Here is a 25,295-nt window from a genome sequence, read left to right on the forward strand (position 1 = left end):
TACCCTTAGCACATCTAAATTGAGTATAGCATCTGATTAGATGCTTTGAATGGAAAAAGGCTCTTGTATTTAATATAAGAGCCTTCAATTGTAATAGTTAAGACACATATATATTTTGTTCTTTTAAGAGCTTTTCAGCAAGTTCAACATTTTCAATTACATATCGAGCAGCAATATATTTTACAGGTTTACCATTTTCATCTAATACAGGAGATATAACTGCATCCACATAATAAGGTGTACCATCTTTTTTTCTATTTTTCAGATATCCACGAAATACTTCTCCAGCCTGTATTTTAGTCCAAAAGGCCTTGAAAAACGCTTTGGGTGTATCAGAATGCCTTACCATTTTATGAGGATATCCTAATAACTCTTCTCTACTATACTGAGATACTTCACAAAACTTGTCATTTACATAAATAATATTCCCATAAATATCAGATTCTGAAAGAATAGTTGATTCATTCAATACTGCCATTCGAGCATCTAACTCACTGTTAAGCATATAGGAGGATGCAATTTGATTATGTAATTCTTCCTGAGTAGCTGTCACTTCCTCCATACTTTGTCTAAGCTCTTCTTCTTTTGCTCGAGACTCCTCCAATAATTCTGATACTTGTATTTCTTTCTTTTTTTCTTGGCTAATATCAGTAGCTAATTTAACTACTTTTGTTACATGACCTTCTGTGTCGATAATAGGAGTATAGATGGCATTTAACCACACAATATCTCCATGTGCATCAATTCTTTGAAATATTTGAGATATAGCTTGTCCAGCAGCTAATTTTTCCCAGAATAATTGATACTCTGAAGAGTTTATCATGTCTTTCGGCATGAATATTTGGTGATGTTTGCCTTTAATATCCTTTAGAGAATACTTCATAACCTGAAGAAAATTTTCATTGGCAGTAATAATATCTCCTAAAGGAGAAAACTCAATGACGGCCATTACTTTATCAATTCCTTGATAGATGCTTTTAGTTTCAGATGAGATTTTTTGACTATTAGTAACATCTGTAGCAAACTTAACTACTTTAATTACATGATGTTCTTCATCAAGTATAGGAGTATAAATCGCATTCAACCACACAGTCTTTTTATCAGCATTGATTCTCTTAAATACTTTAGAAACGGACTCTCCTTTTGCTAGTTTTTCCCAAAAAGCCTCGTATTTAGGTGTGTTGACGATTTCTTCAGGAACAAATATTTGATGGTGTTTACCTTGAATATCTTCCAAATCATAGTTCATTACCTTTAAAAAGTTAGCATTAGCTGAATGAATGATACCAATATAGTGTTTTATACACTGCTTGCCCAAAAATAAGCAGAGACACCCATAATCTGGATAAATATTAGATAAATTCATTGAGATTCTGATAGATGTGCAAGTGGTTTATAAAACTATGTTGAACTGAGCCGTTGCCCACTGTCTGCTATGGGCATAGTTATGGCCAGCTTTCTACCTCTTTAAGGTATTTTGAAGTGAAGGTCTTGATTTTTACACGCGTTGACCAAAATTTCATGCCATTTTGTTAATAATTGAGCATAGTATACCCTGCCGAACCCCTATCAGCCTTTTCTAAAGGATATTTCATCATGTCAAGGAACGTTTCATTTAGTAAGTATCACCCCGGATCTATGTGGAGCCTGACCATCATCTTACCTTTTTTACATTTAGGACATATATCTGGATCTTTTCCCGTGACCACTCTGAACACCTCCTTTGCAGTTAGTCCTGCCAAGAGTGAGATTATCTCCGATCTACCCATCAGTTCTGCACACATGTCCTTGAGTTTTTTATTGACTGGGGAAAGCAGCCCATAATACCTCACTTTATAAAAACCTTTTGGTAATATATGCCGCATAAACCGCGCAATAAATTCATTAGCCTCAAGTGTCATCCAATCCTGTCTACTAGATTTGCGGTAATCTTTCCATCTAAAGGTTACTTTTCCATTTCCCATTGCTAATAGTCTGCTGTTACAGATGGCGACACGATGGGTATATTTGCTCAGATAACCTACTACAGATCTTGGGCTTGCTAGTGGCCTTTTGGCATATACATTCCAGTTCTTTTCATATATCTTCTTTTTCAAATCAACTTTGTCTATGAGATCATCAGAGAGTTTTATCTTTTCCTTTGAAAGATACTTACAGATCCATTCCCAAAAGATACCCCTGAATACCTTGGAAAGCACTTTGACTGACGCAAGATAATCCTTGGCATCTTTCCATTCCATTCCGTCATCGGTGATACCCCCTGCAGGCACCAGCAGATGTACATGAGGATGGTAGGTTAACGATTGACCCCATGTATGTAATACGGACACTGCACCTGTTCTGGCTCCAAGATATCTTGGGTTGGCAGTTACATTCTTTACCGCTTGCCACGAGGATTTCATCAACAGGTCATAACACACCCGCTGATTGATATAGAACAGCTTATGGAGACTTTGGGGAATAGTAAAGACCACATGGAAATAGCTGCATACTGGTAAATTGGCCTGGAGTTTATCCACCCATTGCAATTGCTTGGCATACTGGCATTTGTTGCAATGCCGATTTCTGCAAGAATTATAAGCATTCCTGTGGTAAGTACAATGATCGCAACCTTCTACATGGCCACCCATCGCCACTGTCCTACAATCACGGATGGCACGATAGGCCTTTAACTGATCCGGACATAACATGTGCGAGGAAAGAAAATCTTCACCGTACCTACGGAAGATATCGGATAGCTCTAGTCCTTGCCGCCTGTTCACATTTTCTGATACAGTGCTCATAGCTCATCAAATGGACTTTTTACCCTACTATCAGTCATTGTTACATGTAGGTATACCATGGTGGTCTTTAAAGACTTATGCCCTAGTAACTGCTGTAATATCTTCAGGTTGGTGCCTTGTTCTAACATGTGTGTGGCAAAAGTATGACGAAGGATATGGGCTCCGATTTCTTTTTCGATTCCCGCACGTCTAGCAGCTCTTTTTAATATCTTCCTCACTGAACTAGCTGAATATTTCAAACCTGGCCCACCCATTCCCTCGAAAAGGTATTTGGTCGGTTTGGGATAAGCATGGCGGTAATATTCACGTAACAACTCAAGGGTCTTTTTCGATAATATTGTCTCTCTATCTTTGTTTCCCTTGCCCTGCCTTACTCGTATTACCATGCGGTCGGCATCTATGTCAGTTGGGTATAATGATAGGAGTTCGCTCATCCTTATCCCACTGGAATAGAGTACTGCCACTAGTGCCCTGTGTTTGGGATTGCTTATCATAGACAACAAACGCTTCACTTCTTCCCTTGATAATATCACTGGGAGCTTCCGCGCTCTTCGAGGTCTATGTAAACGTAGGCCATCTTCCCAATTTTCTCCGAGTACATCGCGTCTCAATATGCGGAGGGCACTTATCGTTTGATTGATAAATGAGCTGGAGAGATCTTGCTTTTCTTTGCAATGATACAGATAATGTTTGATCTCCTCTAGGGTCAATAGCTCGGGCGATCTATTGTAGAACCCACTAATCTTAGTGAGCATACATTGATAGGTATAGATGGTATGAGGACTATAACTACGATAGGTGAGTTCTTGGATGAACCTTTCTCTTAAGGGACTGACTTTTTTTTCATGATGATTATTTTAAGTTAAAAACTCAATTTAACCATTATTGGAATCCCACCGACTGAAAGGAGGTTTAGTTCAACATTAGGAGTAAACTCAATGGTACACATTACTTCATCTATACCTCTAATAACACTAGCTGATTCTGCGGCATTTTTAGCAATCTCTTTATTTTTTAAGGCTAATGCTTCTTGAGTAGCTTGCATTTCCTCAATATTTTGTCTCAGCTCTTCCTCTTGAGCAGTTAATTGTTCATTCTTTTCTTTTGAGGCATATAAAAGCTTGTTTACCTCTTTTGTTCTTTCTTCTATTTTTAATTCTAATTCATTTTGCAAGGATTGCATATCTTTCAACGCTTGAATATCAATTAAAGACCCTGCAATTCTTATAGGTTTACCTTGAGGATTTCTTAAAGTATTACCGATAGCTCTAAACCATCTGTACTCACCATTTTTAAGCTTTAACTGGTATTCTACATCATATGGAGTATTGCCAGTAGTATCATTTAAATGCTCAGCAAAAGCATTGAGGGTATTTTCTTTATCATGAGGATGTAATAAATCAGACCATGAATGTAGTACATTAGGAAAATCGGTTTCATTTGTATATCCTAACATTTGTTTAAATCTATCTGTCCAAAAGAAAGGTGTATGATCATTGATATCCATGTTAGCAGGAACTACCATATCCCATAAACCTTCTTTAGTAGTTTGGGTAATAAGATTAAATTTTTCTAATATATTACTACTTTCTTGTTGTTTCCTAACTAATTCTTCCTGAGTGGCAGATAACTCCTCCATATTTTGTCGGAGTTCTTCTTCTTGAGCTTTTAAAGATTCTGATTGTTGTTGGCTTTCTTCTAATAATAGTTTTGTCTGTTGAGTTACTTTGATATTAGATAAGGTTGAGGCAACGGATTCTCCTAGTTTTTCTAAAAATTCAATTTCGAAAGTGCGGAACTCTTTAAAAGAAGCAAGCTCGATAATACCTTCTACTTCTTGATTGACTTTTAAAGGAACAATGATAACAGCATTAGGAGCAGCTTCACCTAATCCAGAGGTAATTTGCACAAAGTCTTTTGGAACATCATGCAGCAAAAGTGTTTCTTTTTCTAAGTAAATTTGTCCAATCAATCCTTCACCAAACTGAAATGTTTGATCGATGTATTTTTTCCGGTCATAGGCATAGCAAGCTATTTGTTCAATGAGTTGTTTATCTTTTTTAACTACATAAATAGCACCTTGATTTGCCTTTATATACTTAATGAGGTTACTGATAATTTGATAACATGCTTCCTGAAGGTCATTTCCATTTTTTCTTAATATTTCATTAAATAAAGCTAAGCCATCACTAGTCCATTTTCTTTGAAGATCTTCTTTATTTAAATGAACTAATTTATTTCTCATACTGATCAAAGAGCCAGAAAGAGAGTCTGAAGTTATTTCATTTTCATCAATATTGGGATATTTAACATCTAATACTCCTTCTTCAATTTTTTTGACAAAAAAAGTGGCTGAGTTTATTTCACTTTTTAATTGGTCTAAATTTTCTTGCACTTCATTTAGGTGGCTTTGAGAGATCATATATTGCGATAGTTTAAACATATTATTAGCGAGAATTAGAGTTAATAAATATTATTTTGCAACGACCTATCATACGAATAGACATACATGTTGAACTAAATAAAGTTTAATGCTCGCTGCATTACACTAAGAATGGATAATTAATTGTATTATTTAAGGAAATATCTTTGCTAAATCGTTGTATAATAATTGAAAATTAAATCTTGGTTCTAGATTAGCAATCTAAGTAAAAGAACACTTAGGATACCAAAGAAGAGATTGATCTAACTATGAGCCTAATAATCTATAGCGCCTAAAATTGCAAGAGCATGGTATAAAGTAATTACTCATTGAGTATGAGTTTTTTGTCGGATACATGTATATAATGAATTAGTCAAAAAAGTAATAACTATGTCTGCAGGGGAATATGTTATTATACAATGATTTGTCCTATTAAAAGCAATTGAAGGAAAACGATATTAAATGAGGTGTAATTAAAAGTATTAGAAAAGGTCAAATAATAAAAAGTAGGAGTGCAGTAATTTTAGTTACTAGTAGAAAAAAATTAACCTTACAGAATGTTATTTAAAAAGAGAGATTAAATACCAAACTTCAGGTAAAATCTTAAACATCGACAACAGTTGCATTTGAAAATTTGTAGCTTTTTTTATACAACTAATTTGTTAAAGGACTTATACTAAATTTGGGCAGCCTACACCTTGTTAAGGCACAAAACTAATGCCCAAAATACAGGTTAACTATAGAAAAACTGTTAATAGCTATCAACATAAATAGAATATGTCGTCAAGGAGGAAACAAACTGAACCCATACTATTTTAAATCAAGGTTATCTTGCGAGGAAGTGATGTGTATAATTTCTTTTTAACTTTATTGATATAACATTATATACCACATTATTTGTAGAGATAACTTCTGCTAACAAGCATTAAACAATAAAAGAACAAGAATATATATTATTCTTAAAAATATGGAAATTTTATATAGCAGGAAGCAAGACTAATTTTATAGTAATAAGTCAATAATTTAGTATATCTAAATACCTCAGATACAGTCCAATTTATGGAAAAAGTCAAATTCAAGATTTACTTAATTGCAATATTTCTGTGTATTCTGATTTTGCAGATCTTTTATTTTATTCAAGTTACTTATGTGTTTTCTAACACAGAATATTTAAGTCCTGCTATTATCACTCCCATAATAGTTGGTAGTGTTCTTGGAACTATCATGGGGCAGCTTTATTACCAAAGAATAAAAATACAGAACCAGGCAAACATTATAGGAAATCTCAAAATAACTGAGGTGATTAATAATATCTTACTTCTATCAAATAAAACATCAGAGCCTATCTCATTTCTACAATCTACTATAGAGGTAATCATCAAAGCAAATTTTATAAAATTAGACCCAAGATTAGGCTTTTTTTTGAAAGATCCTGATGGAAAATTTCGTATTAAAGCCCAACATAATCTTAGTGATGAGCTACTTAAAATATGTGCTATAAAAGGAATTACATCAGGTGAGTGTCTTTGTGGGCAGGTTATACTCACCAAAAAAACACAACATGCTAATTGTGTGAATCATCAGCATACAATTACCTATAAAGGAATGAAAGATCATGCTCATTATAATGTACCCATTATGTACAATGAAGAAATTCTAGGAATAATGGTTCTATATTTAGCAGTAGGTCATAAAAAAAATGAAAGAGAAGTAGAGTTTTTAGAATCTGTCAGTAGTGTTATCGCTTTAGTATTACATAAATACTTTGTAGAAGAAGAAAAAAAAGCTGAAATAGTAAAGCTCAATAATGAGCTAATAAATCAAAATGAAATGCTCATCAAAAAGAATAGTGAATTGGATAAATTCGTTTATAGTGTATATTCCGGTAATAGTTTACCACTCAATCCGGGGAAAAGTTTACCAGTATTTTTTAGAAAAGTAAATGCCTGTTAATCCCATCAATTACTTAAATATAAATTGTATTTATTTTAGTTGGTAGAGTTTTTTACTTTTCTCATGGATTCTCCCTCTAATTTTATTCGATGAGAAGCATGAACTAATCTATCTAATATAGCATCTGCGATAGTTTTTTCTCCTAACAGATCATACCATTTTTCTACCGGCATTTGGGAAGTTATAATTGTAGAAGTTTTACCATGTCTATCTTCAATAATTTCTAGTAAAGCTAAACAGGTATTATGATCTAGCACTTGTAATCCAAAGTCATCCAATATTAAGAGTTGGTGTTTTTCCATACGTTTTAATTCCTTTAAGTAAGTATCATCAGCTCTTGCCATTTTTAGTTGTGAGAAGAGTTTAATAGCATTAAAATACAATACCTTATATCCCATCATACAAGCCTGATGACCTAAAGCGGAAGCAATAAAACTTTTTCCAACACCAGTAGGGCCAGTAATCAAGATGTTTTCCTTTTTTTCAATAAAAGAACAGTCAGCTAGTCTTAGTAATAAGTCCTTAGACAAGTTCCTATGTGCTGTACAGTCGATTTGCTCCACAGTAGACTGATAGCGGAAGCGTGCTTGTTTAATCCGCGTAGATATATTCCGGTTTTGCCGGAACTCCCATTCTTGCTGAAGTAGATGATCCAAGAGTTCAACTCCAGATAATTGATCTTGACCTGTTTGCAAATAAGCTTGAAAGGCATGTTGCATACCAAAGAATTTTAATTCACTTAATCGATTTTTTATTACAGAGGTATTCATCAGTTTAAAGTATAAGTTATTTATAATAATCTTTACCACGTATATTTTCATGCGATGGTAAATTGATGTGTGTTTCTTGCTCCATATCTATTTTGTCTAGTCCTTTTTCAAGAATATTACTGATTATACGATAGCTATAGCTTTCATAAAACAAAGCTCTTTTACAAGCATTTTCTAATCGTTCTTTGCCTATAGTGGTTTTGTCTGCATATTTTAATATACCAATGCACGCCTTATATCCTTGTTCAGGATGAAGTTTATAATGAAGTAACTTCTCGATATAAGCCCCAGTGGCTGGTCCAATCGCTAAGCCCCACCCGATAAATTTATTGGGGTTCCATTCGGCAATAAACTTGTGAGATGAAGGCATGTGTTCTTTTTGAGTGGTATATTGATAGGCTCTTCTATCTCTTTGATGACAAGCTATACGAGTATGTTTGTAAAAAATCTCTACTCTGGAAGATGAATAAGCCACTTTCACTTTCTTTTTTAAAAATCGATAAGGGACACTATAGCGCTCGGCGCCCGATAATGTTTATCCTCTCCCAACCAGATATGGGAGCTTTTATATACAGTAGCTTGCTTAAACTGTTTAAACTCATATCTTTCCTGAGGTAAAGCCGATAATAAGCTTTTTTCGATTTGATTGAATAGTAATAATCTACTATAATCTCTACCAGTAAAGTTAGCCATGTTATGCTCCATCAATTTATTATGGATTGCCTGGTTGAGTTGTTTTAAAGAAAAAAACTGCTGATGACGTAGAGGTGCAAAAATGCGTGTGTATACTAATTTGACAGCTCCTTCTACTAAGGCTTTATCTTTGGGTTTAGCTGCTCTAGTGGCAAGTACAGTCGTTTGGTAATGCAAAGCAAAATCTTGAAAAGTAGCATTAACTACCGGCTCATAATGACTTGCTAATTTAATAGCGGATTTAAGACGGTCGCCGTGCGATTATCACTTAGTATAGCAGAAGGAACACCTCCAAAATACCATAATGCATTTTCAACTACTTTTATAAAGTCTTCTTTTTTTTGAGTTCTAACAGCTTCTACATAGGTAAGTTGACTTGCAGGAAGTATAGCTACGAACACTTCCATAGGCTTTTCTTCTCCAGTTGCTTTATCGATTACACATAATTTTTTACCAGAAAAATCAATAAAAACTTTATCCCCAGCCTTATGCTCTATATGCATAGATACATCCTGTCTCTCCTGCCACTGCTGAAAATGGTAGCAGAATTGGCTATAACCTAAACCTTCTGGATACTTATTCTTATATTCTTGCCATAAAAGCTTTTTACTCACACCAACCTTTCTGAGCTCTTTTTCCATATCAGGAAATAGTTTTTCTAACTCAGAAATATTAGCTACACTCTTTCTAGTTATAGACTTTCGGGCACGACCAAATAAGTCTTCTAGATCACTTTCTGACAAAGACAACAGCTCTTCTGGACTGAAACCACTTTCCTGAAAAGCTTGGATATATTTTTTTATTGTAGGGCGGCATATATGGAGCTGCCGCTCTATACTCCGTTGACTTTTTCCAGATTTATATAATCGTATGATTTGTTTTATAGTTACCATATCTGTCCTATGATTAGCCATAGCCTTTTTGGATATAAGTTATTTATCCTTGGCTATTTAATGGCTTAACAGGTGGTAAACTTTTCCCCAGATTTAGTGGTAAATATTTCTCCGGAAACTATGGTAAACTTTTCACCGGTTTTTCCAGAAGTTCCCAAATTAAGAGTAAATGAGTTATTCAGTAGTAAAATATTTATATTTAACTACTGAATTCATTACCACTTAAAATCAAGAAAATTAAATCTTGACACAATGAAAGATCTATTAAGCCTCGAAATTCTCATTAAAACCATGGACGATTTACCTGTTGGTGTGGGGATATTTCAAGTACTGGATCCAAATGACTTAAAAAGTGTTCGCTACATTTTTATGAATAAAATAATTCTGTATGAAATGAGAAAAACACGAGAGGAGGTGTTTGGGAAATTCATAATATAAGTGGCACCTGAAGCATATGAACATAAGGTAGGATTACAGGTAATTTAAACTTATAGAAATGTATCTGTAAATGGAGGAAGTGTGAATTTAGGCATGGTAGAATATTCAAATGAAGAGGTCGCAGGTATGTATGAATGTTCAGTTCATCATATTCAAGATAATTATGTTTATGTAATGCTAAGAAATGTTACAGAGTTAGACCAATCAAAAAAGGAATTGGCTGATCTAAATAAAGAGCTTGAAAAGAGAGTTAAAGAGCGTACTACTCAATTGGAACAATCAAGAAAAAAATTGTTGGAAACAAATAAAAGTCTTGAAAAAAGAGTTCATGAACGCACGGCACTATTGGAACAAAAGAACAAGGAACTAGAACAGTTTGCCTACATTACTTCACACGATTTGCAAGAACCTCTACGTACCATCACAAACTATATTCAGATTATTTATGAAGACTTTGAAAAAGAACTGGATCAAGATATACTTAATTATCTACAGACAATTAGCCAATCTACTGAAAGGATGAAAGCCCTGATTAGAGCTTTGTTAGAATTTTCAAGGTTAGGTCGTAATAGAATGCTTATTGATGTGGATACAAACAAGATTGTGGCAGAAGTAATCGATGATTTGCACCAACTTATTCAAAGCACAAATGCTAAAGTAGAGGTAGGTAATTTACCAAAACTGCAAGGATACGAAACAGAACTGCGACAAACGTTTCAAAATCTGGTATCAAATGCCATTAAATTTCAGAAAGAAAATTTAGCTCCTGAAATTTACATAAACTATAAAGAGTTAGAAGATTTCCATCAATTTTCAATAACTGATAATGGTATAGGTATTGAAGTAAAGAATATAGAACGTATTTTTCACATATTTCAAAAACTTCATTTAGATAAAAAATATGGAGGCTATGGAATAGGTCTGGCAAATTGTAAAAAGATTGTTGAAATACATGGAGGGACCATTTGGGTAGAATCCGAAAAAGGTAAAGGCAGCACCTTTTGTTTTACAATTGCTAAACAGCTAGAACAATTATAATTGTAAAAAGAGGAATGAGGTGTTAATAAATTTTGCGAAAGAGCTGCTTTAGTTTTGCAGCTCTTTTTATATATTATATCTAGCCAATTGATAATTTGGCGATTGATTAATGATATGAAATTTTATGCAAGTTTAATGTAATTCTTAATATTACAACCCACAATATTACTATTAAAACTTTCACTTCTTTATTTAGAATCCATTTGATATTCTTTTATCAAAAAGTCCTTAGCAGAGGTTTTATCTTTAAAAAAAGCCATTTGAGTGTTTATTAAATGAGCTTGTTCAATTCTTTGCTCTATCGAATTATTTTTGATATCATTTTCATTAATAACTATAGCTACTTTTTTTGCAAAAAACTTCACCCTCTCTTTTAAAGTATTATTAACCCATTTTTCAAGCTCATTATCAACTTTATAATTAAACATCCTCTCATCTACTAAGATATTTGGAGCTTTGTAGATATTTTGATATTTGAAAAAAGTAAGAAACTCTGACCTGTATAGAGATGGACGTAGTTTTATAGAAGTAGGTGACCATATCACTTCCATTAATTCTATTGTAGGAGAATAGCAGATTTGGACAAATGAGCTTTTGTAGATGATTTTCATGTTGACTGTGCAGTTATAGGTTAAGCATCATTTATATAAACAATAAAATAAATTAACTTCATATTTACATATGAGTATAATTATAATTCATTTGCATTTTGATAGAGATATTTATAAAATAATATTAGAAAAATCATATTTTAGTTGAAAGCAGTAGATTCATTTCTCTTAATGATTTTATATTGATTATCTATAAATTTAAATAGAAACTATTTTTTTCTCAACCTGATCTGAATAATCAGCAAACTCATTATTTAAAAAGAGGAATACTTTTCTATTGGAAGGAATAATACTACCTTCTAGAAGCCAACTCTGGGCATCTTGTTTAGATTCAAAATATAAAGTAGTGATATCAGATAATTGCATCTCTTTCACCATTTTTTTAACAGTAATTTGCTGTATTTCCTCATTTCTATAAACAATTGCCATTTTAGCATTTTCGTATTTTTTTAGCAGTTTGATATGTACCATAGAACTAACCCACTGCTGGATGTGTAATTCTCTATTAAAATGGAATTGGGTCTCATTAATTAAAACTTTCTTGTAAGCACATTCATTTGCAAATGAGACATAGGAAAGGAACTCAGATTTGAATTGACTTTCATTCATGTTTTTTGTATTCTCAAGCCAGGTGGCTTCCAATAAGTTTATTTTCTCATCATATTTAATGCTTATAAAAGAGCTTTCATAGATACTTTTCATAGTAATAGCGGTTAAGGTCAAAGAGTAATGCCTACAGTATAGGAGACCTATATTAAGTGTTAAGTAATTTTATTATTATAAATATAACAAAGTATAAAGAGTGAAATTTAATAGTATAGATAAGGATTAATATTTAATCAATTAAAACATTGCTTAATCCTTTGGTTATGTTAGAATAGTTATATTTTACTGTTTTAGATGGGCTTTATATTGGCATTAATGTTGAAAAAACATAACTAATTTTGATTTTAAACTCATTGAAAATAGCTATTGATCATGCTGTTTGTAAATGAATTGAACATTTTTATTTGAGTATAAAAAAAGAACCGCTAATGTTAAGCAGTTCCTTTAAATATTTAGGATAAACTACAACCTAGTTTTTAAGCCAATATGGATTTATAATAGGTGAATAGAATTGATAGTATCAAGAAAAACGGTTATTATAGATAAGCCATTTATAATTAAATATATTAAGCTGCAAGTGGATGAACATGGCCCCCCCAACTCATTGCTTCTTCTATTGTATCAAAAGCTTGAAAAGTTTTACAATTGGCATTTTTTTGACAAAATACTTGGCAACTATTAAAAGTGTGAAAGTCATCTGTATGTTTTAATATCCCCACTCTAAGATTCAAATCAGATAATCTATTTTTATATAACTGGTAAAAACAAAGGTTAATATTTAGATTATTTATGCATGAGAAGTTAGTTTCATCAATTAATATTTTTTCAAAAGATGATTTTCTAACTACTAGAATTAAGTTTTTCAACTCGCTTTTTAACTGATTCTCATTCATGAGACTAATACCAGGAAGCCAAGTAATTCCAAGTACATGATATTTAGTGCATAATTCGATTCTTAAGTAAAAGCTTTCGTAAAGTAGTTTAGAACCTTTAATTTTTTGCATAGTAATCAAATTTAGCGTTTAGTTTATGCTTTGTTAATTTAAGTGCTAAGTTGATAGCCATCCATTAAAATATTATCATTTAACCATTGAAGCGCATCTTGTTTTTCAGTAAAAAATACATGTTCCTGATTATCGTGAGATACTTCTTCAATTAAGAGTTGTACTAAAAGTTGTTTAATAAACTCGTCGCTCATTACAACAGCAATTTGTTTAGGCTTAATATGTAAATTGGTGTTGATCAAATTACTTGCCCAAGATTGCAAATTAGGATCAGGAGCAAAAAACATGAGGCTTTCATCAAGTAATACCTTATCTATTTTGTAATTTCTTCTAATATCAACATAAGTATAAAAATATTTTTGATAATCCTCCTGATTCATTTGCCTTGATCCAGGTTGCCAAACTATTTCTAGTAATAATTTAGATGGGCAGTAATTTATTTTTAGAAATTGACTCGAATGTAAATTTGTGCTTGCTCTCATCGTACCATAAGTAAATAAAATCTATTCATAAAACCTTAAATCCAGATAAGTAAATAGAACAGGAAAAAGAAATTAGAATTTATTTACACGAATTAATAGAATATATCAATCCAATATCAAAAAAATGCAAAAGAGTAGCATGCCTTAAATTGTTATGAACAATTTTAATGAATTCAATTTTTTATAAACACCTGAGCATTATGAGTAAGAGAATTCAATTCAATATTTAAGCTGTCCAATCTTTTAACGATACTCAACTTCAATAAGTTATTTACTTCTGTAGTCAATAGCATTTTTAACCAAACCTTTTGAACAACTATCGATAACTCTTCTAAGCTGTCTTTTGTAACAATAGCATCTGCGCCTTTGATGAAGTTTTCAAAGGCTAATTCTTTATCAATAATACCATTAAGATAAATTATAGGAACTGATTGATGTATAGTTCTAGTAAGTGTTAAAACATCTCCAAAATTCAGACTAGAAACCAAATAATCTAATAGTATTATATCAGGTTGAAATTTATTTAGATAATATAAATATTGTTCTTTGTTATCACAGCAAGCTATACTAGCAAAAATGCCATTATTAAATAAATTACCTTTAATTAATATTTGAACATCTAGGCTATCTTCAAGAAGAAGTATTCGTTTAATACCTGAATAAATCATACTAAATTAATTACATAGAACAATATCTGTTGTTAGTAAACTATTTTCATCTACATTAGCATAATACAAAGTCAGTTCATTTTTCAATAATTCTAATTACCATTAATTTACTATTTTATGCGTAGATCTACAAATTGTTATTTGCTTAAGAACAGAAGCATTCTTCATAACTAATTCTTAAAATAATGAAGATTATCAATGAAAGTGTTTAATACCTAAATTTATATAGTAAATTAGTTGAGAACCGAAGTATGAGGTAAAAAAATTGCAAGATATTGTTTAATGATTCCATGAAAAAGAAAATTCTTCTTTTAGAAGATTCCTTAAATGATCAAATATCTTTAAGAAGATGCTTAAAAGATACAGATATTCCATTCACACTTATTTCTTGTGATAGCAAAAACACATTTGTCGGGTATTTACATAATATGCATCCAGATTTAATTATTCTTGACTACAATGTGCCGGGATTTGCATTTAATGAGGCATTTAAATTAGCAAGAGATTTCTATGACACAGTACCTATAATTTATATAACAGGTTTAATATCGAAAGAGCTAGCAGAAGAGACTATTCTTGTAGAAGCTAATGATTATTTGTTAAAAGAAGAATTAAATAAACTTCCCGAATTAATTAAAAAATATTGTAAGTAACATAAGACTCAAATGCAGTATACTTTGACTACTTACTTAGTTGAATAATTTGTGCAATTAGAAATTATAGTGTTTAAAATGAGATAGTTTCATATTTAGAAAGAGCTGTAACTATTTTTACACTTTTCTGGCAACATTGCTTTAAAATTAAAGCTGGAAACTTCTTAATATATACTTTATTAAAGTATAGAAATTAATGGCAATAATTTCTATTTATCTTTCTGGAATTTTCTACAAAAAAATAAGTACTTTAGTTGAGGTGAAAGATTACTGACTTAAATAACTACCAAATGGAAAATGAACAATTTAAACATACAGAACTCACTTTCCAGTTAATGGTAGATTCTGTACCAAATGCCATCATATTAGTAAATAAAGAGGGTAAAATAGCTTATGTAAACAATCAGGCTGAGATACTTTTTGGTTATAAAAGATTTGATCTAATTGGTCGAAAAGTAGAACAACTCCTACCAAATAGGTATCGAAAGAATCATCCAGAATTTAGAGAAATATTCTTTTTAAATCCTACCGTTCGTAATATGGGTGTAGGTCGAGAATTATTTGCTTTAAGAAAAGATGATACAGAATTTCTAGTTGAGATAGGTTTAAATCCGATAGTTACAGTGGATGGTACCCTTGTATTAGCTTCCATTATAGATATTACAGAGAGAAAAAAGGCAGAAGAACGGTTTAAATTAGTAGTAGATTCTGCTCCCAATGCCATGATTTTGGTAAATGATAAAGGGGAGATTGCATTGGTAAATAATGAAGTTAAGACACTTTTTGGATATCAAGAAAAAGAGTTAGTTGGTCAACATTTACATATTTTAATTCCATCAAGGTTTCAGTCAAAGCATAAAGGTTTTATTGAGTTATTTTTTATGCATCCACAAAAACGTTCAATGGGTGTGGGAAGAGAACTATTTGCTTTAAGAAAAGATGGAACAGAAATTCCAGTAGAAATAGGTTTGAACCCGATAGAAACAATAGATGGGTTAATGGTCTTAGCCTCAATTATAGATATCACAGAAAGAAAAAAGCAAGAAGCTAGTTATAAAAAACAAGTTGAGTTAGAAAGTAAAAATAAAGAACTGGAAAATTTTGCCTATTTAGCCTCCCATGATTTGCAGGAGCCATTAAGAACTTTATCTAACTATATCCAGATACTGAAAGATGAAAATATAGATCAACTTAATACAATTGGCAAAAAATCTCTTAACAGGATGCTTGTGGCCATCAATAGAATGAATGGTTTAATAAGTGTTCTTTTAGATTTTTCACGTTTGGGCAGAAATCGCACATTAGCTTATAAAAATTGCAAAGATATCATTGAAGAAGCTATTGCAGATTTGACAAGTTTAATCACTAAAAATGATGCAGAAGTAATTATAGAAGATGAAATGCCGACATTGAATGTTTATGAGATAGAGATGCGACAACTATTTGAAAACCTGGTTAATAATTCAATTAAATTTAAACAGAAGGGGAAAAAGCCAATGATAAAAATAAAAGCAAAGGATTTAACAGATAGGTGGATGTTTTCTATCATAGATAATGGTATAGGCATAGAAGAAAAAAATTATGACCGAATTTTTCAGATATTTCAGCGTCTTCATAAGAGGACACAATATAGTGGTTATGGTATAGGCTTGTCAAATTGTAAACGGATTGTAGAGTTACATAAGGGAGAGATATGGATAGAATCAGAAGTAGGAAAGGGGAGTACTTTTAACTTTACAATAGCTAATCAACTTTAAGTATTAAACATTGCCTTTTAGTATAAAGGTGCATTATCACCCAAATTAAACAGTTACCGGATCAAGGTTAAGAAAGCATTCAGCAGGTATAAGAAATCTACCAGCGAGTTTTCTTGCTGCTATCAAAGAGATTTCCCGCTTACCATTCATAATTTCACTCACAACGCTTTTACTACCTAATAGAGGGATTAAATCATGTTTTTTAGCCATTTCATATGGCTATACAAAAAACAATAAAGTCCAAGCAGGGTCATTTTTTTTCCCTGTTATCCCTCAAGTCTAGCAAGCTTTGCAATTTTAGGTAATAAGCATTCACTTCAGTTTTTTAGGTTGTTTCTTACTATTTTATTTGCGGTTGCAAGCGCGGCTGCAAGCGTGGCTGCAAGCAATGTGAGCTTTTTTTTCTTGATAGTAGAATAACCTAATTTTTTATCCAAACTTTTTCATGAAAATGCCCTGTATTTGTTTATTAATTTAAAGTAGAAGAATAGGCAACGTTTAAATAAAAACCATGTCTTTAAAAATAAAGACTAAAAATGGGACGAATCATATTCTTTTGCTTTATACTGGCATTTTTTAACCCTTGCTATGCTCAAATATTAAATAAAATAAATCGAGATTCATTAAATCTATTTTTTAAATCACTCGACAGAAATGAGAAGTTAATGGGTAGAATTGAAATTTACCAAAAAGGACACAAAGGTTACTCTTACTCTTTAGGTTATTCAAATTTAGACTTTAATCTAAAATCAAAGAAAAACACCAAATACAGAATAGGTTCTATTTCAAAAACAATTACAGCTACTTTAATTTTAAAAGCAGTTGAAGAAGGTAAGATCAACCTAGATCAGACTATTAATGCTTTTTTCCCAACTATCAATCATGCAGAAAAAATTACGATCACTCATTTGCTAAATCACCATAGTGGTATTCATAATTTCACTAATGGTGTAGACTTTAAAAATTGGTATACATCTCCGAAATCTGCTTCAGACATGGTTTCTATAATTTCACAGAAAGGAAGTGATTTTGAACCAGGAATAGATGCAGCTTATAGTAATTCTAACTATGTGTTACTTTCCTACATTTTAGAGAAAATTTACAATAAGAAATATACGACTATTTTGAAAGAAAAAATAGTAAAGCCATTGCATCTAAAGCATACTCAATTTGGAGATAAGTCTATACCATTTAACAAAAAAACCTATTCTTATAATTATGAAGTTCATTGGAATAAAGCCAATGAAACAGCTCCTTCTATCACTATGGGGGCTGGTGGTATTGTAATGTCAGCATATGATTTAGCTATATTTATTGATGCCTTATTTAAGGGCGAAATTATTTCTTTAGAAACTTTGGACAAGATGTTAGAGCAGATAGACGGATTTGGAATGGGCATTTTCAAAGCGACTATTCTGGAAAAAGAAGTTTATACGCACGATGGGAAAATTGATGGATTTAATTCAATATTTTACTATATACCAAGTCGAAAATTGACATATGTGTTACTTTCTAATGGAGAAAATTATATACTAGACAATATTAATCAGCTGGTATTGAAAGCTATTTTTAATCAAAGTTATAGCTTACCCAAAATAAATCCCTATCAAATAAATTTCACAGAATTAGCGCCCTATGTTGGAATATATTCTAGTAAAGAAAGTCCTTTAATCATTTCCATATCAAGAAATAAGAACAAGCTTATTGCTCAACCCAAAGGACAGAGAATATTTACCATGGATGTAATGGATAAACATGTATTCAATCATCTAAAGTCAGGAGTTACATTAACATTTAATCCTTCTACAAACTCAATGATTATGACTCAAGGTGAGCAAGTATTTCATTTTTTAAAACAACAAGACTAAAAGAGCTTGCACATAAATTATGAAAGATTATCTCAGTTATTAGTAAATATAATTTCCCTAATAGTTTATTGACAAGGGTACGCGTTACATAAATCAAAATTATTCTTGTTTACATTTTGTATACCCTTTTTTTTTCTACCTTAAGCTGATTTCAAATACAATTGTAGAAATAATTTTTTAAGTTATGATTCTACAAAAAGTATCTCAAACCACTTTAATCCTATTCCTTTTTATAGGTCTTTTATCTTGTGAAACAGAACCAAAAGAGAAGACAGAGCTTAACCCAACACCTGAACAAAAGGTTTTTGAAATTAATGTTGTCGTACATATAATCCATAATGGAGAAGCTATAGGAACAGGCCCAAACTTATCTGTTGATAGAATAGAAAAACAAATAGAAAGCTTAAACAACGATTTTAGAAGAAAAGCTGGTACTAGAGGATTTAACTCAAATCCAATAAGTGATGATGCAAGAATACAATTTAAACTGGCACAAACAGATCCAGCGGGAAATCCAACAAATGGAATCGTAAGAATAAATTCCCAAGAAGTAAATAATCCACTAGATGCTTGGGGCTTCGATTACTTTGCGAATTTTAATTATTGGGACTATAAAAAATATATAAACATTTGGACAGCACCCTTACCAGAGTCTGGCATTGATGTTTATTTAGGAGAAGCTACCGGCCCTGATACAGACTTACCTGGAAATGAGCTATTTACTGGAGGAGAACCATTTTATGCAGAAGGCATTATTATCAACCATGCACATTTCGGCGAATCTGATATTGAAAGTGATTATAATCTTGGCAGAACTTTAACCCATGAAATGGGTCACTACCTAGGCTTACTACATCCATGGGGAGGGAAAGATTGTGATAACAACGATTATTGCGACGATACACCTGCAGTAGATACTTATGTTTATGGTTGTACTTCTTTTAAAGGTTGTAACCAAGAAGAAGTGATGATAGAAAACTACATGAATTGGACAAGTGATATTTGTATGAATACTTTCACAAAAAACCAAATAGATAGAATGCGGTATGTTTTAACACATAGCCGAAAATCGTTGGTGGATTTTAAAGAATAGTAGCACTTGAAAAAAGCTTGAAAATATAATATTGTAGCCTGTGGAAGTATATGTTACACTTTATATAAATTGTGATTATATGTATGATCTACTGTAGAAATCTGTAAGGGTATAATGGTTGTATCTAGAGGACATAATCTTTCTGTTTTCTAACAAAGTATTCATAAATAATTTTGTTAATACTGAATAACTAAATACAATAACTTCATTTTATTCAATATTATAAATTAATAAGTAATTTGATTGTTGTAAAAGATAATTTAACTTGAAACCATAATCATATTTTAGTTTAAAGCCATTATTAGTTATTAATGGCTTTTTTTTAACAAATTTCTAAGTACCTGACAAAAAAATAAGGGGCTCATCATCGGATGTTTATTTTTGAGTTACCACACCTAAAATTAACTTCGATGAAAAGCCATGATAAAAGTAACAAATTAGTATCTATTTTAAAGCAAGAAGTAGGTGGAAATAAAGCTCGTTTATGTATGTTGGGCTATTTAATTACCTCTTTGCTGAAAGTGCGTAATGTCAATTTTAACCGTTTAGCCTCTGGTTATCATAACGGTGCGCTACTTTCTTCAAAAATACGCAGGATACAACGTTTCTTTGCAGAGTTTGAATTTCAAGAGTCAGTCTACTGCCAATTGATCATTAAAATGTTACCCCTATCTGGTAAATATCGTTTGAGCCTAGATCGAACCAATTGGAAACTGGGCAAGCGTAATATCAATATTCTATTCTTATCTGTATTGTATGAAGGAGTGGGTTTACCCGTATTTTGGTGTGTGCTGGGAGATAAACGGGGGAACTCCTCTCAAACAGAGCGCATAGACCTGTTGGAACGTTTTATGGCACATTTTGGCAAAAACAAGATTGAATATTTGACGGCAGACAGAGAGTTTATAGGGCAGGAATGGCTGTCTTTTTTGGCCGCTCACCAACTTCGTTTCTTCATTAGGGTGCGTAATAATATGCATTTTACCCTTTGTAATGGCAAAAAAGTTAAAGCCCATTGGCTATTGTTAGCACAACCCCTGCATCAAGTTTATTTTCATCCCAAAATCGTTTATTTACAGAACACTTTGGTTTATTATTCTGGGCTAAAATATGTAGATCAAAATGGAAAAATAGCCTATCTGATATTAGTATCCTTCCAACAAACAGATTTGAGCTTGCAGGTTTATAAAAACCGTTGGCAAATAGAAACAATGTTCAGAGCATTTAAATCAGCAGGTTTTCAATTGGAAAATACCCATGTGGTTGATGAGAAAAGACTGGATACCCTCATTAAAGTGATAGCCATTGCATTTATTTGGTCATACAACTTAGGTATCTACCTGAACCAAAAACATAAGCAAATACCTATCAAAAAACATGGAAGAAGAGCGGTGAGCCTATTTACTTATGGGTTAGACTTCTTGACTGAGGCTTTTATTAATAACATTTATAGAGCTATCAATAAGGCTTTATACCTTTTTTTGTCGTGTACTTAGAACAAATTTAATATTCAATCTTACTATGATTATTTATTCAAAACCACTTTAGGATGGAAACTAATCATTAGCCATACCCAATTATTGAATGCTTCATGATCTCCAGCTGCAGCTTTAATATATTCCATAGATTCTCCAGCTAACATTTGAGAGTACCCGATATTTAATACAACATCTTTGTCAAATGTGTAATTATAGACAATATCGAGTTCGGTTCCCAAGTATTTACTTACTGAAGAAGTTAAATTTTCAGGATTGTAAATGTCGGCTGCACTATTAAATATATGTGTATGAGCAACTAAATTACTATTAGTGTTTACTTTAAATTTAGTTTTTAAAAATATATCTATTAATCCAGCCACTTTTCCTTGTTGTCCATGGGTATTTCCTACATAGAAATAATCCATAAAACCATAAAACTTATGATTCGTACCGTAGAGTGGATTGAATGATTTATCATTGATATCATTAATAGATGATCCAGAAAGCATATCAAAACCAAAGGTAATAGGAGTTAATGGAGTAGGTATGGATAAGCTTGCACTTAACATATAAGCATTTACATCATTTTCTGCAGCATTTTTTCCACTCTGAACATAAGCCTCTGCAGTAAAATTAAATTTGTTTAATTTACCACTTGCCATTAACCCATAAGTTTGCCTGAAAGCAATAGAAGAGTCAGATTGAATCTGTTGGCCATCGTTGTGAATAATAGCAGAAATTTCGGAATTGTTAAATTTCTTATTTACCCAGATAAATTGCATGGTTTTATAATTATTCAACCCAGTATAGAATGTTTCTGATAACTTTGTGGGCTCAAAACCAGATTGATTAAATGCACCTCCTATATCTAATCTAAAATCACTACTATCGGTTTTATAGGAAATCACCAGTGCATCATGACTTCTGCCTTGAGCAGCCCAATCTAGATCTCCTAGAAACCTTGCGTTATTATAATCAAGATCCATTCTCCCTATTTTGAATTGCCAGTTTCTATTAAGCCGATATAGTCCCCAGGCTTCATATATGTTGGTAAGTGTACCTGTTTCGGATTTGTATATTTGATCTGTAGATCCCCATATACGGACATCCTGAAAGTTGATCTTTACTTCAAATTTATCGCTATTGTAATCAGCGAAAAACCTACTTCTTTGTTCAATAAAAAAAGCTGGGTTTCTTTCTTTAGTAGTTAAGGTTTTAAAACCATTTCTAAATTCAGCTCTAGGACGAATCTGTGCTCCTATTGTAAGTTGACCAAAAGAGTTTATATATAAAATTGAAAAAATTAGACTAAGGGTAATTTTTATCGCTTTCATAGTAGTATATTTTATATTTACATAGGGTATAAATAGGATCCAGTTTAAAGATATATCCATACGCTTAATTATGGCTATAAAAAGCATTTAGAATTACATTATCATGTTTTAAGTTAATCGTAAAATTCATCTGTAAACTTTACGATTAATGATTTTTACTTCTCCTTTTTCTTGAAGTGATTTAATACTTCTAATAACAGTTTCTACTCTAAGCCCCGTCATATCAGCAATTTGTTGTCTGGTAAGTGATACTTCAAAAAGTTTTTTATTATCTGTCTCTTTGTTTTTAAAATAATCAATGAGAGATATAATACGATGTTCAGGTGGATGACTAGCTATTTCTCTCATCATCATTGATTTATAATGCAAGCGATTACATAAAGTTTTCGTAAGCATTTTATGGATTTCAAAGTTTTCCTTTAGTAGCAGTAAAAAATTGTCAATAGGTAATTTAAGTATAGTTACATCATCAACTGCAACTGCATTACTAGGATATTCTAAGTCAGTAAAAAGAGGAGGTTCACCAAAACTTTCCCCTTTATTAAAAATACCCTGAGTAAATTCTTTACCATCAGGGCTGTAATTCACCATTTTTACAGTACCACAGTAAATTTGCCAGTAAAATAATGCTTTGTTTCCTTCTCTAAAGATGATTTCATCTTTTTTAAAGAAGGTTTCACTCGCTTCATATTTCTTTAAAACAGCAATATTTATCATACTAAAAAAAAATTTTGACTTTAAAACTCAAAATATAAGTTCAAGAATCAAAATATTTTGAAGTATGTTAAAATTGTTATTGTAACAATTTTAAGTTATACATTATGAGCAAAAATGGGTGTTTCATCTGATTTAAGATATGATCCAGATCATAATGACTTAAAATAAGTTGATATAATTTTGAATAGATGGATTAAAAATCTTACAAAGGCTAATTGAGGTAGATTTAAAATCTAAAGTAAATGACTTAACATCCTAATCAATAAATACATGAAAGACATAGAGAATAATTCAGACATACAATTACTAGTAGACGAGTTTTATAAAAAAGTAAATGAGGATGAATTACTTTCCCCAATTTTTAATGAAATAGCTCAAGTAAATTGGAAGGATCATTTACCTAAAATGTATAAGTTCTGGTCTAAGTTATTATTAGGAGAAAATGAATATCAAGGCAGTCCCTTTGATAAACATATCCAATTACCAATAGGAGAAAATCATTTTAATAGGTGGATCCAATTATTTTTGGAAACTTTAGATGCACATTTTGCTGGAAGTAAAGCAACAGAAGCTCGATTGAAAGCACAAAGCATTGCTAATATCTTTAACTTTAAGATGAAAACTATTCAGGCATCTGGCTATATACGCTAAGTAACTATTAAAGCAAGTGGGTAAAAGTACGTTAATATTTAAAAGGTGGACTTGGGTATCTTTACTATTCCTATTTGTTGTAACAGGACTAGGGTTATTTCTCAGGTATTTTTATATCCATCCTGTTCCAGGTTTAAATTATAAATATTGGTTACACGGGCATTCACACGTAGCCTTTTTAGGTTGGGTTTTTAATGCGCTCTTTGTAGCACTTGTATCAGCGTATATACAAAAAGCATATTTACATGTTTTTGACCGGCTTTTTTGGTTTTTGCAATTAACTGTTTTAGGTATGCTTATTTTATTTCCTTGGCAAGGATATGCAGCAGGAAGTATTATCGTATCAACTTTACATATTTTTCTGAGTTATATTTTTGTTTGGTTATTTGTAAAACATAGGAAAGAAGAAACCTTTTCAGAAAGTAGATTTCATTTTTCGTTTACCATTGCCCGATTTGCACTCATCCTAATGGTTATATCTTCTATCGGGCCATTTGCTCTTGGAGCTATTATGGCAAATAATTTAGCAAAGACACATTGGTATCAATTGGCTATCTATTTTTACTTGCATTTCCAGTATAATGGATGGTTTCTGTTTGCTGTAATGGCACTTTTTTTTAAATGGTTAGAAGACAAAAGCTGTAACTACACAAAACAAGATGGTAAAGTATTTTTTTTATTAAATGCCTTATCAGTAATTCCTGCATATGCTGCCTCTGCGCTATGGATACAACCACCAATTTGGATCAATGGATTGGCTGGTTTAGCAGCATTCATACAATTAGTAAGTATATATTTTCTATATAATATTTTTAAGTCATTAAAACAGCGACATGAAATACACACAAATAAAATGGTAGTAATGCTTTGGGTACTTGTTTTTATTTCATTGGTTACAAAAAATATATTGCAAGTTATAGAATCCATACCCTTTATAGCTGCATTGGCATATCGATTTAGAAATATCATTATCGCTTATTTGCATCTTAACTTTATCGGTATTACCTCCTTCTTTCTATTAGGTTGGTTTATACAAATGGGCTGGTTAAACCTTTCACTACTTATCCAAAAAGGAGGTTTGTGGCTATTTGTTGGAGGTTTTATTATAACTGAATTAATCCTTGTTGTACATTCTTTCTTTAATATGAGTGGCTTACCAGGCTTGAGTAATCTGTTTGATATTTTATTTTTTTTAAATCTTCTTTTATTAGCAGGACTTAGTTTAATCTTTTTTACCCAAAAACTTGCTTAAAAGGAGTGTTTTTTTGACTCATTATGATTCAGATCATAAAAGATGGGTATTATGCTTTTATAACTTTAACTTTTTGAAATACTTCAGTTTAAAAAGTGAAGTAGTAATTTTTTTTTGAAATATTTTTTTGT

Annotated in this window: 25 protein-coding genes and 1 pseudogene; 10 read left to right on the forward strand and 16 right to left on the reverse strand. The window is 31.7% G+C overall.

From position 1 onward, the window contains the following. Positions 1–97: 97 nt before the first annotated feature. From OQ292_RS34065 to OQ292_RS34080, 4 genes and pseudogenes are all read right to left on the reverse strand, one after another. Positions 98–1,366, reverse strand: coding sequence for a PAS domain-containing protein (locus OQ292_RS34065; RefSeq protein ID WP_284688752.1), 1,269 nt, complete (start codon positions 1,364–1,366; stop codon positions 98–100). A gap of 259 nt (positions 1,367–1,625) precedes the next feature. Continuing rightward, positions 1,626–2,783, reverse strand: a complete 1,158-nt coding sequence (locus OQ292_RS34070; protein WP_284688753.1) for an IS91 family transposase — start codon at positions 2,781–2,783, stop codon at positions 1,626–1,628. After that, positions 2,780–3,598: pseudogene (gene xerA, locus OQ292_RS34075) on the reverse strand (site-specific tyrosine recombinase/integron integrase); the annotation flags it as partial. The gene OQ292_RS34070 and the pseudogene xerA, both read right to left, overlap by 4 nt. A 47-nt stretch (positions 3,599–3,645) precedes the next feature. Then, a complete protein-coding gene (locus OQ292_RS34080) occupies positions 3,646–5,205 on the reverse strand; it encodes a PAS domain-containing protein (RefSeq protein WP_284688755.1) in 1,560 nt (519 codons plus the stop codon). A gap of 1,059 nt (positions 5,206–6,264) precedes the next feature. On the opposite strand from OQ292_RS34080, the gene OQ292_RS34085 reads away from it, so the two are divergent. Next, positions 6,265–7,158 carry a GAF domain-containing protein gene (locus OQ292_RS34085; protein ID WP_284688756.1) on the forward strand — a complete coding sequence of 298 codons (894 nt, stop codon included), beginning with the start codon at positions 6,265–6,267 and terminating at the stop codon, positions 7,156–7,158. A gap of 35 nt (positions 7,159–7,193) precedes the next feature. Here the strand turns inward: OQ292_RS34085 and istB are convergent, their stop codons facing one another. From istB to OQ292_RS34105, 4 genes are read right to left on the reverse strand one after another with little or no spacing between them, the layout of a single operon-like run. Beyond that, the gene (gene istB / locus OQ292_RS34090) at positions 7,194–7,928 is read right to left on the reverse strand and encodes an IS21-like element helper ATPase IstB (protein WP_284686512.1); all 735 of its coding nucleotides are present in this window, start codon (positions 7,926–7,928) and stop codon (positions 7,194–7,196) included. 16 nt (positions 7,929–7,944) lie between these two features. Then, the gene (locus OQ292_RS34095; RefSeq protein ID WP_284688757.1) at positions 7,945–8,403 is read right to left on the reverse strand and encodes a hypothetical protein; all 459 of its coding nucleotides are present in this window, start codon (positions 8,401–8,403) and stop codon (positions 7,945–7,947) included. Positions 8,404–8,417: 14 nt separating this feature from the next. Then, positions 8,418–8,798: a hypothetical protein gene (locus tag OQ292_RS34100; RefSeq protein WP_284688758.1), complete on the reverse strand. Its 381-nt coding sequence runs from the start codon at positions 8,796–8,798 to the stop codon at positions 8,418–8,420. Between the two features lie 47 nt (positions 8,799–8,845). Next, positions 8,846–9,535: a helix-turn-helix domain-containing protein gene (locus tag OQ292_RS34105; protein WP_284688759.1), complete on the reverse strand. Its 690-nt coding sequence runs from the start codon at positions 9,533–9,535 to the stop codon at positions 8,846–8,848. Positions 9,536–9,766: 231 nt separating this feature from the next. On the opposite strand from OQ292_RS34105, the gene OQ292_RS34110 reads away from it, so the two are divergent. Continuing rightward, positions 9,767–9,952 (forward strand): hypothetical protein, encoded by a 186-nt coding sequence (locus OQ292_RS34110; RefSeq protein ID WP_284688760.1) that lies wholly within the window; start codon positions 9,767–9,769, stop codon positions 9,950–9,952. A gap of 93 nt (positions 9,953–10,045) precedes the next feature. Next, the gene (locus OQ292_RS34115) at positions 10,046–10,990 is read left to right on the forward strand and encodes a sensor histidine kinase (RefSeq protein WP_284688761.1); all 945 of its coding nucleotides are present in this window, start codon (positions 10,046–10,048) and stop codon (positions 10,988–10,990) included. 188 nt (positions 10,991–11,178) lie between these two features. Here the strand turns inward: OQ292_RS34115 and OQ292_RS34120 are convergent, their stop codons facing one another. The 5 genes from OQ292_RS34120 to OQ292_RS34140 all read right to left on the reverse strand — a co-directional run bounded on the left by OQ292_RS34120 (position 11,179) and on the right by OQ292_RS34140 (position 14,361). After that, positions 11,179–11,601, reverse strand: coding sequence for a hypothetical protein (locus OQ292_RS34120; protein ID WP_284688762.1), 423 nt, complete (start codon positions 11,599–11,601; stop codon positions 11,179–11,181). A 198-nt stretch (positions 11,602–11,799) separates the two neighbouring features. Continuing rightward, the gene (locus OQ292_RS34125; RefSeq protein WP_284688763.1) at positions 11,800–12,303 is read right to left on the reverse strand and encodes a hypothetical protein; all 504 of its coding nucleotides are present in this window, start codon (positions 12,301–12,303) and stop codon (positions 11,800–11,802) included. Between the two features lie 470 nt (positions 12,304–12,773). Continuing rightward, positions 12,774–13,211 (reverse strand): hypothetical protein, encoded by a 438-nt coding sequence (locus tag OQ292_RS34130; RefSeq protein WP_284688764.1) that lies wholly within the window; start codon positions 13,209–13,211, stop codon positions 12,774–12,776. 38 nt (positions 13,212–13,249) lie between these two features. Next, entirely contained in the window at positions 13,250–13,693 is a 444-nt protein-coding gene (locus OQ292_RS34135; protein WP_284688765.1) for a hypothetical protein, read from the reverse strand. A gap of 173 nt (positions 13,694–13,866) precedes the next feature. Beyond that, positions 13,867–14,361 carry a response regulator gene (locus tag OQ292_RS34140; RefSeq protein WP_284688766.1) on the reverse strand — a complete coding sequence of 165 codons (495 nt, stop codon included), beginning with the start codon at positions 14,359–14,361 and terminating at the stop codon, positions 13,867–13,869. 290 nt (positions 14,362–14,651) lie between these two features. Between OQ292_RS34140 and OQ292_RS34145 the strand changes: the two genes are divergently transcribed. Together OQ292_RS34145 and OQ292_RS34150 are read left to right on the forward strand one after the other, a co-directional pair. Continuing rightward, positions 14,652–15,014 (forward strand): response regulator, encoded by a 363-nt coding sequence (locus OQ292_RS34145; RefSeq protein ID WP_284688767.1) that lies wholly within the window; start codon positions 14,652–14,654, stop codon positions 15,012–15,014. A 290-nt stretch (positions 15,015–15,304) separates the two neighbouring features. After that, positions 15,305–16,771 carry a sensor histidine kinase gene (locus tag OQ292_RS34150; protein ID WP_284688768.1) on the forward strand — a complete coding sequence of 489 codons (1,467 nt, stop codon included), beginning with the start codon at positions 15,305–15,307 and terminating at the stop codon, positions 16,769–16,771. Between the two features lie 45 nt (positions 16,772–16,816). On the opposite strand, the gene OQ292_RS34155 is transcribed toward OQ292_RS34150, so the two are convergent. Beyond that, complete coding sequence (locus OQ292_RS34155) at positions 16,817–16,981, reverse strand: hypothetical protein (RefSeq protein ID WP_284688769.1); 165 nt, start codon at positions 16,979–16,981, stop codon at positions 16,817–16,819. Between the two features lie 455 nt (positions 16,982–17,436). On the opposite strand from OQ292_RS34155, the gene OQ292_RS34160 reads away from it, so the two are divergent. The 3 genes from OQ292_RS34160 to OQ292_RS34170 all read left to right on the forward strand — a co-directional run bounded on the left by OQ292_RS34160 (position 17,437) and on the right by OQ292_RS34170 (position 21,228). Beyond that, positions 17,437–18,639: a serine hydrolase domain-containing protein gene (locus OQ292_RS34160; RefSeq protein WP_284688770.1), complete on the forward strand. Its 1,203-nt coding sequence runs from the start codon at positions 17,437–17,439 to the stop codon at positions 18,637–18,639. Positions 18,640–18,823: 184 nt separating this feature from the next. Then, complete coding sequence (locus OQ292_RS34165; protein WP_284688626.1) at positions 18,824–19,732, forward strand: M43 family zinc metalloprotease; 909 nt, start codon at positions 18,824–18,826, stop codon at positions 19,730–19,732. A 410-nt stretch (positions 19,733–20,142) separates the two neighbouring features. Continuing rightward, positions 20,143–21,228, forward strand: a complete 1,086-nt coding sequence (locus OQ292_RS34170; RefSeq protein WP_284687594.1) for an IS4 family transposase — start codon at positions 20,143–20,145, stop codon at positions 21,226–21,228. A 29-nt stretch (positions 21,229–21,257) separates the two neighbouring features. Here OQ292_RS34170 and OQ292_RS34175 read toward each other — a convergent pair whose 3' ends face one another. Continuing rightward, positions 21,258–22,544: an alginate export family protein gene (locus tag OQ292_RS34175; protein ID WP_284688627.1), complete on the reverse strand. Its 1,287-nt coding sequence runs from the start codon at positions 22,542–22,544 to the stop codon at positions 21,258–21,260. Positions 22,545–22,670: 126 nt separating this feature from the next. Then, positions 22,671–23,261: a Crp/Fnr family transcriptional regulator gene (locus OQ292_RS34180; protein ID WP_284688628.1), complete on the reverse strand. Its 591-nt coding sequence runs from the start codon at positions 23,259–23,261 to the stop codon at positions 22,671–22,673. A gap of 270 nt (positions 23,262–23,531) precedes the next feature. On the opposite strand from OQ292_RS34180, the gene OQ292_RS34185 reads away from it, so the two are divergent. Then, positions 23,532–23,912, forward strand: a complete 381-nt coding sequence (locus OQ292_RS34185; RefSeq protein WP_284688629.1) for a group III truncated hemoglobin — start codon at positions 23,532–23,534, stop codon at positions 23,910–23,912. A 16-nt stretch (positions 23,913–23,928) separates the two neighbouring features. Next, the gene (locus OQ292_RS34190; protein WP_284688630.1) at positions 23,929–25,164 is read left to right on the forward strand and encodes a hypothetical protein; all 1,236 of its coding nucleotides are present in this window, start codon (positions 23,929–23,931) and stop codon (positions 25,162–25,164) included. Positions 25,165–25,295: the final 131 nt, after the last annotated feature.

The organism is Chondrinema litorale, from assembly GCF_026250525.1.
GTDB classification, from domain to species: Bacteria; Bacteroidota; Bacteroidia; order Cytophagales; family Flammeovirgaceae; genus Chondrinema; species Chondrinema litorale.